This is a genomic window from Flavobacterium sp. P3_A6 (genome assembly GCF_056403035.1).
Genome location: NZ_JBFUGG010000002.1, coordinates 115,820 through 131,774, shown reverse-complemented (window position 1 = coordinate 131,774; position 15,955 = coordinate 115,820). Strand labels below are relative to the sequence as shown.

The window sequence follows — 15,955 nt, the reverse complement described above, 5'->3', positions numbered from 1 at the left end:
AAAGTTATGAAGCCGAAAGTCGAAAGTCCCAAACATTGAAACTTTCGACTTTTGACTTTCGCATAAATTATATTATATACTTGCTTTGAATTGCTCTAAGAAACGCACGTCATTTTCATAAAACATACGAATATCGCCAATTTGGTATAAGAGCATTGCGATCCGCTCGATTCCCATTCCAAATGCAAAACCATTGTACTCGTCCGGATTGATATCACAGTTTTTAAGTACGTTTGGATCTACCATTCCGCAGCCCATGATTTCTAGCCAGCCGGTTCCTTTGGTGATACGGTAATCGGTTTCGGTTTTTAAACCCCAATAAATATCAACCTCGGCACTTGGCTCGGTAAACGGAAAATAGGAAGGGCGTAAACGGATTTTTGATTTTCCGAACATCTCTTTTGTGAAATACAAAAGGGTTTGCTTCAAGTCGGCAAAAGATACATCTTTGTCAATATACAATCCTTCCACTTGGTGGAAAATACAATGTGAGCGTGATGAAACGGCTTCATTACGGAAAACTCTCCCTGGAGAAATGGTACGGATAGGCGGTTTGTTGTTTTCCATATAACGCACCTGCACGGATGAAGTGTGCGTACGCAACAAAATATCAGGATTAGTCTGGATGAAAAAAGTATCCTGCATATCACGCGCCGGATGGTATTCCGGTAAGTTTAATGCAGTGAAATTGTGCCAATCATCCTCAATTTCAGGACCTTCGGACACGTTGAACCCGATGTTTGAAAAGACATCGATAATTTGGTTTTTTACCAACGAAATAGGATGACGGGAACCAATAATTGTTGGTTCAGCCGTACGGGTCAAGTCTCCATAAAAACCTTTTACTTCTTCTTTACTTGCTAGGGTTTCCTGAATGGATTTTACCTTGTCTTCGGCAGAAGTTTTAAGTAAATTGATTACTTGTCCAAACTCCTTTTTTTGATCGTTAGGCACATTCCTGAATTCGGCAAAAAGATCTTTCAACAAACCTTTGGTTCCCAAAAATTTTATTCTAAATGCTTCTAATTCTGCAGTGTTTTGTGTGGAGAACGCCTGAGCTTCACCAATATATTCTTTTATCTTGTCTATCATTTTCATTCCATAATTGAGAGTGCAAATTTAGCTTTTTTTGGCGATTAGTGAAAAGTAATTAGTGATTAGTCTAAAAAAAGTTAGCAATAAAACTAATTGTTAATCACTTACTGCTAATTACTAATCTATAACTTGTCTTTCCAGAAAATAATTAACGATAGCTTCTTTCATCAAAACGGATTGTTCTCCAGCTTTTAAAGGCGGTAATTGTTCTTTTACTGCATAATGAGGCCATCCTTCTTCATCAAAAAATTCGAATTCGTAGAATCCGTAAGGTTCTAATAATCGGCAAATAGCGATATGCATCAAATTGAGTTTCTCATCTTTTTTGAACTCACGGTGCACTTTTCCTAATTCCTGTACTCCGATTAAATAAATAATAGCATCCAAATCTAAATCTTCGCCTTGCGAAAATTGATTGGAAAGTATATTAACAAGCCGTTCCCAGCGTTCTTTCAGTTGTGTGTCTCTTGACATTCTTATTTTTGATTGCAGATTAACGATTTTTGAATGTAGATTTTCAAAAAAGATAATCAAATTATTTTACGCAAAGATAACAACTTGAAATTTGACAATGGTTACCGAACAATTCTTTTATATTTGCAACATCAAATTTTAAAATAAAAAAATGAGTTTTTTTGATATTGTTATAGGCGGACTATTGTGTTTTTCATTGTATAAAGGAATCCAAAACGGGCTTTTTGTGGAAATGGCTTCGTTCTTTTCACTTATTTTGGGAATTTACATTGCCATAAAATTTTCGGATGTTGTGAAAAGTATTTTATCGGGCTGGCTGCATTGGAATCCCTATACTATTCAGGTTTTTGCTTTTATCTTAACTTTTATCATCGTGGTTATTGGGATTTATATGCTTGGAAAGTTCCTGACCAATATAGCAGATTTTGCTTTTTTGGGTTGGATCAACAGCCTTGGCGGCGGTTTTTTCAGAGTGCTGAAAACCATTTTAATCATGAGTATATTTTTTACGGTTTTCGAAAAAATAAATTACCATAATTATTTGGCCAAAAAAGAAACACTGGACAAATCCATTTTCTTTAACCCGATTCAAAAAACAGCAGGATTTATATTTCCTTCTATTGAGAAGTGGTATGATAAAGCAAGAAAGTAATTTTTTAAGATAGCAGTTTTCAGGCTTCAGTTAGCTAGATTCTTAAAACAGAACAGCCCATAGTTTGTACCATGGGCTGTTCTGTTTTAATCTAAATATCAACAAGTGAAACACAAACTTGCTGTCTGCTGTCTAAAAAACTAATCCTTCACTTCTTTTATTGCTTTACTGTCGATCCAGCCTTCAGTTCCATCAGTTAGCTGAATTTTTTTCCAGTTATCTAATGTTTCTTCTACATATACTTTGGTGCCTGCATGCAAAATAAAAATCGAGCTGCTGGCATTTTGAGGTTCACTCCTTACATCGGCTGATTCAGCAAAAACTATAGCTGGCCTTTCGTTGTCAAAATGACTTTTTTCAAAAAAAGCTGCTACAACACTCATTAGTACAAAAAGTAAAACTATAAACATTCCTACAAAGAAAATCCTTTTAGTCACTACTGTTTGAGAGAAATAATAGACTATAAAAAAAGTCAGAAACAAAAATGCAAAGCCAATGGCTATATAAGCCCAAGTATCGAATGGGTAAATTCCCGTAAAATCACGAAGGATTTTTGCAAAACCTACTTTAGGGATTACTTTAATTTCGTCTATTGTACGCTTTTGAGCAAATTTTATATTGTTTGATGCCTCTTTGTTTGCTGGATCTAAAACTAAAGCTTTTTCGTAATTATAAATTGACGGAGCCGTTTGCTGCAGTTTATAATAGCAATTCCCTAAATTAAAATACAATTGGGCTGATTCTTTGTTTGCAGCCAAAACTGATTCATACTCTTTGACAGCAAGTTCGTACTTCCCGCTTTTATATAAATCATTCCCTCTTTCAAAGCCTGTTTGGGCAAAGAAAACTTGTGAAACCAATAATAATAAGTAAAAGATATTTTTCATTTTAATTTCAAAATTAAATCTGTTTTTCTAATTCAGAAATGATGGCTACCGCTTTATCAAAATCGTGCTGTATTGTTGCGCTTGATGATGGCGCATATCTCGCAATTTCGCAATTCTCGGTTAGCGCAATAAAATCATTTACCGCCTGAGGATTCGCTTTTCTGGACAATAATAATTCTTGAATATTATCCTTGCTCATTTCAGAAGTTTCGATATGCAGTTTTGCTTTCAAGAAATTATGCATCGCTTTTTCCAGCGCCACATAGAAAGGCTCTTTATTGTTGATTTGTTTTTTGGCTTCGGATAAATATTTCTTAGCCAATTTATTATTCATTTTAATTCGATTGCCAAAAACATCGCTGTCGATTGCTTCTTTTTTCTTTCTGAATAATACAATTATCGGAAGCAATAAGAATGGTAAAAACAATAAAGCATAGAATTTATTAGACCCAAAAAAAACAGGCTCTTTAATTGATACAAGATCTGTTCTTAAATCAATATACCTGAATTGCTCAGCAGGCTCAATTTTATTTTTACCTGCGCTTGTGGCGACATGTTGTGTCTCTGCCGCTTGTGATGGCCCATCCAGAACACTAATTTTTATCTCCGATGAACTTATCGTTTTGTAAGTGCCTGTTCCTAAATCAAAATACGAGAAATGCATTGGCTTAATGACATAATCGCCTTTATATTGCGGTACTATTGTATACGAATCAGATATTTTACCATTCATTCCAGATAATGGCGTGTTTACTTTTTCGCTATGTACGGCATCATACATTTCTAATGCGTTTGGCACTTCTGGTTTTGGCAGCGTAAATAATTTTAGATTTCCTGTCCCGGCAACACTCAAAACAAGATCCAGACTTTCTCCGTTTTTCAAAGTGGTTTTCGAAGGAATAGCTTGGAAATCAAATTTACCTACAGCTCCTGAAAAATCAGCTGGTTTTCCTGCTTCTGGCAATGCTCTTACATTGATAGTTTTGGCTCCTGCCGATACATGCTTATTTCCGTCTATGACTTCTACTTGACCAAACATATTTCTACGATTAGTAGGCAGTTTAACATCAACATCCATTGACAAAGGCTCAATCACCAGCTTTCCAGATTTTTGCGGATATAGAATTACTTTTTTTAATACAACATAACGATACTTCTCTCCTTTAAACATTCCCTCTTCGGCAACCAATTGTTTGATTTCGATGTTTTGACTCCAAAAATCATTGTATTTAGGTTTGCTAAGCTCTTTCCAATTATCAATGCCGATGTTATAACTGAAATACAATTTATAAACTGCCGTAATCGGCTGATTGATATACGGACTGGTATTGGAAATTTCGGCAACTAAATAGAGATTATCATCTGCAGAAATTTGAGAATCATTTGGATCTCTCGGCTGCTGTGTAGCTGCAGTTACATTTATTTTTATAGGCTGCGTTTTATAAATCTGACCGTTAAACTCAATAACGGCTTGTCTTATTGTCAAAGTGCCTTTTTGAGTAGGCAATAAAAAATAAGAATAACTTTTCTCGAAAGATGTTTTTCCGTTGATCCAAGATTGGCTAACCTGCTGACTTGGTCCAGCAATAATCCTAAAACCTTCAAAAGAAGGCTGCACAAAATTATCACCATCAATATTCATTACAAAATCGATACGAAGTCTCTCGTTGAGTCCAAGCGTCGTTTTGCTCACTCTTGCCTCAAATTGTACTTGAGCCAAAAGTCCTTGAAAACATAATAGAAATAAAATTAAAAATCTTTTCATTACTTTTTTAATCATTTAAATATTTAACTGATTAATCGTTTAAGTGTTCAAATAAACAAATAAACGATTAAACAAATCAACTTGAATTTTACCAGTCTTTCTCTGTTTTTACAGGAGATCCTTTTACTTTATTGGCATTTACTTTATCCTGTATTTTCTTTTCTTCGTTGTTTACAGCATCCAAAAGATTTTCCATTCGCTGTTTTGGAATTCCGCCTGGTTTAGGTTTTGGCTGCCCTTGATCATCTTTGGGTTTGCCGTCATCTTTTTTGTTTTTGTCTCCGTCTTTTTTATCGTCCTTTTTATCTTTATCGCCGTCTTTCTTGTCGTCCTTTTTGTCTTTGTCTTTTTTGTCCTCTTTCTTATCCTTGTTTTTGTCCTTATCCTTATTCTTGTCTTTCTTTTTATCGTCTTTTGGAGGCGGATTATCTTTTAGCATTTTTTTGGCCAAAGCATAATTATAGCGTGTCTCTTCATCTTCAGGATTGTTTCTCAAGGCATTTTTATACGCTTCCACAGCTTGGGTATAATCCTTCTCTTTCATAAAAACATTTCCCAAATTATGGAAAGCCTTGTGTTTTTGCGGTCTTGTCTTTAGGCTCTTCAACGCATTATCAAACGCAAATTTGGATTCCGAAAACTGATTTTGCCTGTAAATTGCATTTCCTAAATTATAGGAGGCCACCGTTCTGTTTGGAAATTTAGAATGTGAAATTCTATAATCGGCTTCGGCTTCCACAAAATTTTTAGCTGCAAATTCCTCATTTGCTTTAGGCAAAACTTTGTCTTTCTCTTGGGCATTGGCCACAAAAGTTAAAAGCATCAGCAATAAGTATATAATTCTATTTTTCATTTTCATTTCAATATTCCTTTCAAGATGACTTAACAGCAGTTGATTTGTTGGTTTGCTTGATTTTTGTACTTTATTTATTTTCTCCAAATAAATCCAATTTGTTTACCCATTTGGTTTTTCTGTCTAATAAGAAAATATCCGCAAATAATAATACAAATCCAAACCCTAAAAACCATTGAAACTGCGATTGGAAATCAGCCATTTGGGTTGCTTCAAATTCAGTTTTTTGAATTTTATCCAATGCCGATTTTATGTAATCCACTACTTCTTTGGTGTTGTTTCCGTTTACATAACCTCCTTTTGTAGCTTTCCCAATTGCTTCGAGGTTTTTCGGAACCAGTTTCGTAATTACAATTTCTCCGTTGTTATCTCTTTTATAACTTTCGACAACTCCATTTCTTTTCAAAGGAATAGTGCCTCCTTTTTCTGTTCCTACTCCAATTGTGATGATTTTAATTCCCAATTTATTTGCTTCTTCTGCTGCAGCTTCGGCTCCTTCAGAATGGTCTTCTCCGTCAGATATCATAATCAGCAGTTTACTGGTTTTTTTATCATCAAAAAAAGTAGATGATATTTTGATGGCATCATCAAAAGAAGTGCCTACAGAAGACACCATATCAGTATTCGTGCTTTGCAGATACATCTTGGCCACACCATAATCGGTTGTTATCGGCAATACTGGAAAAGCACTTCCAGCATACGCTACAATTCCTATCCTGTCATTCCCCAGCTGATTGATAATCTGTGATACGATTTGTTTGCTTTTTTCCAAACGGCTTGGGGCTACATCCTCGCAAAGCATACTTTTGGATACATCCATAGCAAAGACGATGTCTATTCCTTCTCTTTTTACAGTCTCTAACTTCGTGCCGATTTTTGGATTCACCAAACCTATAATCAGCGCCAGTAATGCCAAAAGCAACACTGCCAATTTTAAAGCTGGTTTAAAAACAGAACGTTCAGGGCTTAGCCTATTGATAACTTCCAAATCTCCAAATTCGCGCTGTTTCTTTCTTTTCCAATATAAATTAAACAGAAAAAGTACCACCAAAACTGGCAGTATAAAAAGAAGGTATAAATAATTGCGTTCGTCTAATTCCATTTTTATTTAACCGCTAAGGTCACTAAGTTTTCACTAAGTCCACAAAGTTAATTGCAAACTGTTTTTTTATAAAGTTCCGTTTATTACTCTTTAGACACCATTTTTCAATAAATTGACATTGAAATTAATTAACAAACCTAATTTGCAATTTGACAATCTTAAGTATGTTAACAGTTGTGCCAAATGCACGTCATTCAAAGCTTCAACTGATTTAATTTCAACTATAAATTTATTTTCAATAATAATATCTATTCTATAACCCGCATCCAGCTTAACTTCCTCATAAATTAGAGGCAATTGTTTTTGTTTTTCAATTTTTTAATTGTGCTTTTTTAATTCATAAAATAAGCATTCTTCATAAGCACTTTCTAATAAACCTGGATCCAAAACTTGATGAACTTTTAATGCACTTTCAAAAACAATTTTTGATATATCATTTTCGCTCATCTCTATTTTTTACTTTTTGTAACTTTCTCTTTGTAGGCTTTGCGCATTCTTCGTGTACTTTGTGTTTAAACCTAAATAAAACTCCTGTATACTGTTTTGCGCAAAATGAATTCAAACAATAATAAAAAACCTGCCAGTAAAACAAAAGGCCTGAATTTTTCATCATAATCATAGAATTTCAATTCTTCGATTTCAGTAGTTTCCAGTTTATTGATCTCGTTATAAATTTGTTCTAACCTGTCATTGCTGGTTGCTCTAAAATATTTCCCGCCAGTTTTCATGGCAATATTCTTCATCAACTGCTCATCAATTTCTACTTTCATCATTTGAAAGAGGAGTTGCCCGTTTGGGCCAATTGCATAAGGAGATTCTGCCATTCCATTGGTGCCAATACCAATAGTATATACTTTTATACCATATTGATGTGCGATATCTGATGCTGTTTCCGGTTCGATAAATCCTGCGTTATTTACTCCATCTGTCAATAAAATAACTACTTTACTTTTGGCTTTGCTGTCTTTAAGACGGTTTACGGCTGTTGCCAATCCCATACCGATTCCAGTTCCGTCCTGCAAAACATTATCATATTTTATGCTTCTGATCGCTTCCTGGATAATCGCTTTATCGCTGGTTACAGGTGCTTTTGTATAAGCTTCAGATGCATAGACTACTAATCCTATTCTGTCATTTGGTCTTTCGTCAACAAATTTGGCTGCCACTCTTTTTAAGGCCTCCATTCTGTTTGGCTTCAAATCCTTTGCAAGCATACTTCCAGATACATCGACAGCTACAACAATGTCAATCCCTTTTGTTGTTTTTGTCTTATTGCTGATGTCCACTGTTCTGGGTCTGGCCATAGCCACAATCAATGATGTCAATGCTAATAACCGTAAAATATCTAACGCCGGTTTTAGTTTCGTTGTCAAAGATTCCGTCCCTTTGAATCCTTGAAGCGAACTCATCTTTAGGGTAGCAGACCTCTGATTTCTTTTCCAAACTAGCCAAACGCCTGCAATCGGAATTAGAAGGAACAACCAAAAAAATTCTGGATTTAAAAAGGTCATTTTTTCCATTAGTTACCTGCAGTTTTAAGTTCTACAGAATTCAGAATACGGTCTGATAATTCTGTCGCATAACGATCTCCTTCTTCGTGAAGAATCATAATTTGCTGTAATCCTCCTTCTTGCCCAAATAGCAAAATTTCATAATATATTTTGGAACTCGTTTGATTCTGACCATCAATCCTTGAGAAAGTTCCATAACCTTTTTTACCTGTTATCCCTTTATTAGTCTGGAAATCCTCTTCTTTAACAATCATATTTTGCGCTCCTTGGGTTTCCAATACTTTTAAAGAACTTTCAATAGCTTTGGATAAATCCAATGTTCCTTCCTTCTTATATTTTATAGTGGATACCATAATGTAAAAATTGTCCAACAAACTTCCATATCCAAATGACTGCATCTCTTTGATTAATGCCATTCCGTTTTTTGGCAATGATTTTGTCAAATCCATCCGCTTCAAAACTTTTGGAGTTTCAATAATAACGCCTGGATTTCCATATTCACTTTTTACCCATTCGCCTTCCAGTAATTCTTTAGTCGGATGCCCCAATATATTGTCTTTTACATAGTCAAATCCTTTGGTCGCTATAAAGAAGGCTGTTGTTGCAAAAAGCAGAAAAAGAATAGATCCAATCGATATTGCAATACGCTGGTTTCTCTTTTTTCTAAGTAAAATTTGAATTTGTTTTTGCTTTTGAGCTTCATTCAAAATAGTGTCTTCTTCAATTGGCACCTCAACAGGAATAGCCTCGTCAAGTGTTAAAATCGCTTTTTGAATTTTGTTTCTGTCTTCGGTAATTTCAAATTCCAGCGGTTTCGATTTAGCAAACTTTACTAAATCAGCCTGTTTCAAAACAACAAATAAATTTTCTATTGTTTCCTGAGAGAGCTTCATTTTCTTTTTTAACGAAGCCGCTTTAAGTCCCTCAATCAATTCAGAAGTAGTGCTTTCCATTGCTGGAATCTCTATTGCTTCTTCAATATAGTTTCTTGCAATGTCTGTCAGTTCACTATAGTATTCTTTGACTTCTCCATGTTGCCAAAGCTCTTTCTTCTCTAATATATTAAGCAGGCTTGTCGCTTTTTCAATTGGTGTTTTATAAACTTCTTCTTCAATTTTTTTCTTTTGACGAATTTTGGTGTACCAGTAAACAAAAGCTCCAATTCCTAAAATTAACAGAATTCCCAAAAGATATTTCCACCAATCGCCCAACGAATCTTCGGATTTTACAATGTCTTTGATGTCATACATTTTTTGTCTCAATGTATCGACCTGCACATTCGCAACCTCTACTTTTATGGAATCGGTCAAAAACTCTTTATTGTTTATCAGAATTTTGATGCTTGGAATTGTATATCTGCCTGAATCGAATTGAGTCAAACCGTACTTTTTAATTAATTCGTATCGGTCGTCTTTTTTGATAGTGTCAATGGGATAGGACTGAATAACTTCCAGCGCTCCAATGTTTTTTAGCTTTGGAAAAACCACTTTAGACAATGTATCCACCGAAGTTTTTAAAGTCAGCTTAAACTCTGCTCCAATCTTATTTTTTGTGGTATCGATACTGGTGACTACTTTTTGCTGGGCAAAAAGAGAAGTTGAAAACAGTAGGTATATTAATAGTTTTTTAAACATTTATTTTGGGAACTTTAATTTCTGATTTAAGATTAACGATTTTTGATTTCAGATTTTCCACCGAACAAAAATTATTTTCAATCCAAAAAATATATTATTTCAAATTTGTTTTTGCTGTTTTGATACTTGTTACGAAAATAGAAATCAACTCATTTACTTCTGTTTTTGCCATCATTAAATTATTTAAATCGGACGTTAAATTTGCTTTTTCGACTATTCTTAAACACACGAAAGTTTCTCTTAATTCTTTTAAACAAATACCCATTTTATGAATAAAATCCTTTGTGCTTTCAGCACTTTGAGCTTCTCCATAATTTAATGCTGGTGAAGTCCCTGATCTAATTATTTGTCCTCCTAGATGATTTCCTGCGTAATTTACTTTAAAAGTACTCGCCGAAATTATTATAGTAGCGGCAAAATCTATTAACCTGTTTTCAAGTTCTTGTTTATTCATTATTTCTTTAGTTTATCAGCAAATAAAAAATCTTTACACAATCCAACAAATCTGAAATCAAAAATCGTTAATCAAAAATCTGCAATCTTTATCGCGATTTAAAATAGCCTAATAATTTGGTAACATAACTTTCATCAACTCTAGTATTCACAACACCAGAACCCGATTTACTAAAAGTTTCCTTAAAATAATTTACATTATCATGATAGTGTTTTTCATAACTCGTCCGCACTGATTTTGATCCTGTATTAATTAGTCTGGTCTCTCCTGTTTCTGCATCCGTCATTGGAACGATTCCTAAATCCGGCATTTTCTCTTCTCGAATGTCATACACTCTGATACCTGTAATATCGTGTTTCTTTGAAGCGATCTTCAATGTATGCTCGTATTCGCCAGACATAAAATCGGAAATGACAAATACAATGGCTTTCTTTTTTTGGGTACCCGATAAAAATTTCAAAGCCTGTGCAATATCCGTTTTGTAGCTTTTAGGTTCAAACTCTATAAGCTCCCGAATGATACGCAATACATGAGATCTTCCTTTTTTGGGCGGAATATACAATTCAATCTGATCGGAAAATAAAATCAATCCAATTTTATCATTGTTTTGAGTAGCCGAAAATGCCATGGTAGCGGCAATCTCGGTAACAATTTCTTTTTTAAACTGATTTTTAGAGCCAAAACTTTCCGAACCGGAAATATCAACCATTAACATCATGGTTAATTCTCTTTCTTCTTCAAAAACTTTAACGTGAGCTTCATTGTAACGAGCGGTTACATTCCAATCGATGGCGCGGATATCGTCGCCAAATTGATATTGACGAACTTCACTAAAAGTCATCCCCCGTCCCTTGAACGATGTATGGTACTCGCCCGAGAAGATATGATCGCTCAGCCTTCGGGTTTTGATTTCTATTTTACGTACTTTTTTTAAAAGCTCTTTTGTATCCATTTCTTTAGTAATTAGTAACTAGTGAATAGTGAATAGTAACCAACCAAGGCTAATTACTGTTCACTTATTACTATTCACTTTTTATGGTACTTCAATTTCGTTTATGATTTTATTGATAATGTCCACCGATGTAATGTTTTCGGCTTCCGCTTCATAAGTAACTCCGATTCTATGACGCAAAATATCATGTACTACTGCTCTAACATCTTCAGGAATTACATAACCGCGGCGTTTGATAAAAGCATAACATTTAGCAGCCGTAGCAAGATTGATACTTCCGCGGGGGGAAGCTCCAAAACTGATTAAAGGTTTTAAATCAGCTAATTTATATTTCTCTGGATAACGGGTAGCAAAAATAATATCCAGAATGTATTTCTCTATTTTCTCATCCATGTAAACTTCACGCACAGCTTCTTGAGCTCTCAAAATCTGTTCTACAGAAACTACCGGATTTACTTTATCATAGCTTCCTTTAAGGTTTTGGCGAATTACCAAACGCTCATCTTCCATCTTCGGATAATCGATAACTGTTTTCAGCATAAAACGGTCAACTTGCGCTTCCGGCAATTGATAGGTTCCTTCCTGCTCAATAGGGTTTTGTGTAGCCAAAACTAAAAACGGCTTGTCTAGCTTGAAAGTAGTGTCGCCAATTGTAACTTGTTTTTCCTGCATCGCCTCCAGCAAAGCCGACTGCACTTTGGCAGGAGCACGGTTAATCTCATCGGCAAGAACGAAATTAGCGAAGATCGGCCCTTTTTTTATAGAAAACTCATTAGCTTTAATATTGTAAATCATAGTTCCAATAACATCGGCAGGCAATAAATCTGGCGTAAACTGGATTCTGCTGAATGACCCCTGAATAGCTTGTGAAAGTGTGTTTATAGCTAATGTTTTGGCCAGCCCGGGAACTCCTTCCAATAGAATATGTCCTTGTCCCAAAAGTCCAATTAACAGTCTTTCGACCATATGTTTCTGACCCACAATAACTTTGTTCATTTCCATTGTGAGAAGGTCAATAAAAGCACTTTCCCTTTCGATTTTTTCATTGATTGCTCTAATGTCTAAAGTCGCTGTATTTTGTTCCATATTGTTATATTTAAACCTCTTGTTTTTGGTATCCTTAATTTGATGGTGCAAATTGAATTTTTTTTTAGAAGTAGGATGTTAAAAAATGGTTAAAACTTCTGCAGATCCCCCAATTTTAAGGACGAATTATGATTGTATTTATCTATTTTTAAGAACAAAAAAAAATAAACTTCAAATTCATTAAATTAACCCCATAATCAAGAGGGAACATTAAAAATTAAACCATGAGTAAAATTCCATTTTCAAAAATTATTGCCGGCACTATGACTTGGGGAATTTGGGGCAAAAACTGCACCAGCGAACAAATGATAACTCTTATGAATTCATGTCTGGAAAACGGTATTACGACTTTTGATCACGCTGATATTTATGGAGGTTACACTACCGAAAAAGATTTTGGAAAAGCTTTCAGCGAAAGCAAAATAAACCGCAGTGATATTCAGTTAATTTCGAAGTGCGGCATCCAAATGGTTTCTGAAAACAGAAATAACACAATCAAGCATTATTCCTATTCCAAAGACTACATTATAGCTTCAGCAGAACAGTCTCTGAAACATTTGCAGACCGATTATTTAGACCTTTTGCTTTTGCATCGGCCAAGTCCGCTAATGCAGGCAGATGAAATTGCAGAAGCTGTTGAAAAATTAAAAATAACCGGAAAGATTCTGGATTTTGGTGTTTCTAATTTTACGCCAAGCCAATGCAGCCTGATCGAGTCAAAAACCAAAATAAACTACAATCAGATCGAATTTTCGATTACGCATTTGAGACCAATGCTTGACGGAAGTTTGGATCACATGCAAACCAACCGGATTACGCCAATGTGCTGGTCGCCGCTAGGAACTGTTTTTAGAAAAGATGACGAGCAGTCACAGCGCATTCAAAAAACTGCAAATGAATTAGCCTCCAAATATCAGGTTTCCAATGATATTATTCTGCTGTCTTGGATATTAAAACATCCTGCTGGCATTTTACCTGTTTGCGGTACCTCCGACAAAAATAGACTCGCTAATTTAATGCGGGCTTCAACTTTTGAAATGGAAGTGGAAGATTGGTTTTCTCTTTGGACAGCAAGCACAGGAAATGATATTCCTTAATTAAAAACAAAAAACAGCTAAAATTAGCTGTTTTTTGTTTTTATAAAATAATGCAGATTCATTTTTATAATGCAATATTCCCTATATCCGTTACTGTTCCATTAACAACAGCTACTTCCGGAATTACTTTTATCGCCTTACCTGATGCTATATCCGGAGTTAAGGTAACCGTATAAATTCCAACAGGCAGTCCGTCCAATTGAAACACTCCTGCATCATTAGCGTAGGCAGATACTGTTGTTGTTCCTACTTGAACAGATGCCAGAACCTGATAGCCAACTAATGGCGGGCTAATAGTTCCTTTAATACTTCCTGAAGTTTCGTTTGTTGAAACCCGGATAACTGGATGTAAATTATAAATACCAGAAGCTCCTGCTTGGACAACAATTGAATGCTCTACATCGAAATCCAATAAGAATTCATAGGTTTTGTCTGCTAGTAACGTCTGATTAACTTGTAATTTTAATCCCGATTGTTGAGCGCTCGGTGTCTTCAAAGAATGAGTAGTACCATCCTTAAGCACTACAGTATTATTTTCACCAAGCAATAATCGAATTTGTCCCAAATATCCTGAAGCAATAGTATTATCTGCTATTAAAACAGTTACCCCTCCTGTTAAATCCAGTAAATTATAAACCCCTGGATTTTTTCCAATACTTACCCAGCCTTGATCATCAGTACTTGAGCTGTTTTTTATCAAAACATCTTTAACCTCAAGATTTACCTCTTTATAATCCCCGGGGGCATCAGACAATCTTACGATGACATTTGATGTACCTGAACTTGAAGAATCATCATTTTCATTACATCCAATAAAAACAAGACTTAACATTGTCATTGCAAAAAAAACTAATGTACTTGGCTTAATTGTTTTCATAATCTTTGATAATTACATTTTTAGTAAATTTAATTCATATAAAATCAGTAAATTTAGAACGTGTCAAATTGTGATTTAGTGTGTTTTTTATTCAAACTATCCAGTATTAACAATGATTAACAAACGGCTTCTTATTAAAAATCTTCTTGCTCACAATGATGAGAGCAGCTTTTATGACAAAAAAAGACAACTGAATTTACATACCAGAGAGGGCAAAGCAAAATTTTTGAAACACATTTGCGCCTTATCCAATTCTAATCCAACTAATAACTCTTATATAGTAGTTGGTGTCGAAGATGAAAACAATGAAATTGTCGGTGATGACTTTTTTGACGATAGCAGAATTCAGAATTTAGTGAATGCTTTTCTTGAAAACCCACCTAGAATTCAATATGAAAACGTACCTTTTCCTAATTTGCCAAAAGACAAAGTAATTGGACTTGTTACTATAAAACCCAATAGTAAAACTTCTTTCTTCAAAAAAGGAATACATACAATTCCTGCCAACAGTATTTTTGTTCGGCGTGGCAGCAATACAATGCCGATTGAAGGTGAGATAGAGAAAAACCATCAAAATACTGAAACCGTTATCGGCATTGAAAATAACTCAAGAAACAGCATCAAATATACTCTTGACGGCGTCATTGATTTTATGAATTACCGCCATAAGGACATGGCTCCAAAATACAAAGTCTTCAAAGAATTATTTGTCATTTGCTGGGCAGGAATTGTCAAAAAATCCAAAAACAAAACCTATTTGTCCCGAGTTGATATTGAGCTGATTAACGAACAGATCAAATTATTCTATTCGGCTCAGGATGTGGTTGAAATTAGCTACGATGAAGACAGTTTTACGATTATCGAATATGTTCCGCTAGGATTGAACGACAAGACCAGCTACTATCCGCTGGAACAGCAAACAATCCATTTTCATGATAACGGGTATTATAAAATTGACCGGAAAATACTTTTTGAGCCTCCTGAATATAATAAGAAAATGTTATTCCATATTTACAATTCGAACATTGCTTTGCTGCATAAACTCGAAAAAAATATTAAATTAACTGAACGGGAAAAAAAGGATTTGAATCATTTGCCTTCCACCTTCATGATTTGTTATCTCAACGGTTTTGAAGATGCTAAACAAAAACTGATTGACTCCAAAGAATTGCTGAAGCCATTTGCGCAAATCTATCTTTCGTTTAAAGAAGCTTTACGAATTTTAAGAAAAATGAAATATGATGTGCAATAAGATATTTCTCTTATTGCAATTCCGTTTGTCATATATTAGCTGAATAATCCCGCTACCCAAGTAACCACATCAATAATAACTTGACAAATAAAATTAGTCATTAAAAGCAATAAGGTCAGAAGTGCATTCATTTTAAAAAATTTTAAGTAAAATTACAATGATTCCTAATACCAAACAATCACTAAAAGCAATGATATTTTGGCTTTCAAAAATACTGAAAATTACTATACCATGGTTATTATTATATTGAAATTCAACGACTAT

At 34.6% G+C, this 15,955-nt stretch carries 15 protein-coding genes and 1 pseudogene; 3 read left to right on the top strand and 13 right to left on the bottom strand.

The features are described 5' to 3' along the window. Window positions 1-72 precede the first annotated feature (72 nt). Window positions 73-1,092 (bottom strand): phenylalanine--tRNA ligase subunit alpha, encoded by a 1,020-nt coding sequence (gene pheS / locus AC1DVP_RS02495; protein WP_477181977.1) that lies wholly within the window; start codon window positions 1,090-1,092, stop codon window positions 73-75. 120 nt (window positions 1,093-1,212) lie between these two features. Beyond that, window positions 1,213-1,569: a hypothetical protein gene (locus AC1DVP_RS02490; protein ID WP_477181976.1), complete on the bottom strand. Its 357-nt coding sequence runs from the start codon at window positions 1,567-1,569 to the stop codon at window positions 1,213-1,215. 151 nt (window positions 1,570-1,720) lie between these two features. Between AC1DVP_RS02490 and AC1DVP_RS02485 the strand changes: the two genes are divergently transcribed. Then, a complete protein-coding gene (locus tag AC1DVP_RS02485; protein ID WP_477181975.1) occupies window positions 1,721-2,221 on the top strand; it encodes a CvpA family protein in 501 nt (166 codons plus the stop codon). Window positions 2,222-2,361: 140 nt separating this feature from the next. Here the strand turns inward: AC1DVP_RS02485 and AC1DVP_RS02480 are convergent, their stop codons facing one another. The 10 genes and pseudogenes from AC1DVP_RS02480 to AC1DVP_RS02435 all read right to left on the bottom strand — a co-directional run bounded on the left by AC1DVP_RS02480 (window position 2,362) and on the right by AC1DVP_RS02435 (window position 12,465). Continuing rightward, entirely contained in the window at window positions 2,362-3,108 is a 747-nt protein-coding gene (locus AC1DVP_RS02480; RefSeq protein ID WP_477181974.1) for a tetratricopeptide repeat protein, read from the bottom strand. A 13-nt stretch (window positions 3,109-3,121) separates the two neighbouring features. Next, window positions 3,122-4,873 (bottom strand): BatD family protein, encoded by a 1,752-nt coding sequence (locus tag AC1DVP_RS02475; protein WP_477181973.1) that lies wholly within the window; start codon window positions 4,871-4,873, stop codon window positions 3,122-3,124. Between the two features lie 88 nt (window positions 4,874-4,961). After that, a complete protein-coding gene (locus tag AC1DVP_RS02470) occupies window positions 4,962-5,726 on the bottom strand; it encodes a tetratricopeptide repeat protein (RefSeq protein ID WP_477181972.1) in 765 nt (254 codons plus the stop codon). A gap of 70 nt (window positions 5,727-5,796) precedes the next feature. Next, complete coding sequence (locus AC1DVP_RS02465; RefSeq protein ID WP_477181971.1) at window positions 5,797-6,828, bottom strand: VWA domain-containing protein; 1,032 nt, start codon at window positions 6,826-6,828, stop codon at window positions 5,797-5,799. A gap of 90 nt (window positions 6,829-6,918) precedes the next feature. Next, window positions 6,919-7,275: pseudogene (locus AC1DVP_RS02460) on the bottom strand (GxxExxY protein). A gap of 71 nt (window positions 7,276-7,346) precedes the next feature. After that, complete coding sequence (locus AC1DVP_RS02455; protein ID WP_477181970.1) at window positions 7,347-8,348, bottom strand: vWA domain-containing protein; 1,002 nt, start codon at window positions 8,346-8,348, stop codon at window positions 7,347-7,349. Then, window positions 8,348-9,973 carry a hypothetical protein gene (locus tag AC1DVP_RS02450; protein WP_477181969.1) on the bottom strand — a complete coding sequence of 542 codons (1,626 nt, stop codon included), beginning with the start codon at window positions 9,971-9,973 and terminating at the stop codon, window positions 8,348-8,350. Before AC1DVP_RS02450 ends, AC1DVP_RS02455 begins: the two co-directional genes overlap by 1 nt. A gap of 94 nt (window positions 9,974-10,067) precedes the next feature. Continuing rightward, the gene (locus AC1DVP_RS02445; protein ID WP_477181968.1) at window positions 10,068-10,427 is read right to left on the bottom strand and encodes a four helix bundle protein; all 360 of its coding nucleotides are present in this window, start codon (window positions 10,425-10,427) and stop codon (window positions 10,068-10,070) included. An 88-nt stretch (window positions 10,428-10,515) separates the two neighbouring features. Beyond that, window positions 10,516-11,379: a DUF58 domain-containing protein gene (locus AC1DVP_RS02440; protein ID WP_477181967.1), complete on the bottom strand. Its 864-nt coding sequence runs from the start codon at window positions 11,377-11,379 to the stop codon at window positions 10,516-10,518. 81 nt (window positions 11,380-11,460) lie between these two features. After that, window positions 11,461-12,465 (bottom strand): AAA family ATPase, encoded by a 1,005-nt coding sequence (locus AC1DVP_RS02435; RefSeq protein ID WP_477181966.1) that lies wholly within the window; start codon window positions 12,463-12,465, stop codon window positions 11,461-11,463. Window positions 12,466-12,689: 224 nt separating this feature from the next. Here AC1DVP_RS02435 and AC1DVP_RS02430 point away from each other — a divergent pair, with 224 nt between their 5' ends. After that, window positions 12,690-13,562, top strand: coding sequence for an aldo/keto reductase (locus AC1DVP_RS02430; protein ID WP_477181965.1), 873 nt, complete (start codon window positions 12,690-12,692; stop codon window positions 13,560-13,562). Window positions 13,563-13,626: 64 nt separating this feature from the next. Here AC1DVP_RS02430 and AC1DVP_RS02425 read toward each other — a convergent pair whose 3' ends face one another. Beyond that, complete coding sequence (locus AC1DVP_RS02425) at window positions 13,627-14,439, bottom strand: DUF4382 domain-containing protein (RefSeq protein ID WP_477181964.1); 813 nt, start codon at window positions 14,437-14,439, stop codon at window positions 13,627-13,629. 112 nt (window positions 14,440-14,551) lie between these two features. Between AC1DVP_RS02425 and AC1DVP_RS02420 the strand changes: the two genes are divergently transcribed. Next, entirely contained in the window at window positions 14,552-15,691 is a 1,140-nt protein-coding gene (locus tag AC1DVP_RS02420; protein ID WP_477181963.1) for a DUF5929 domain-containing protein, read from the top strand. Window positions 15,692-15,955: the final 264 nt, after the last annotated feature.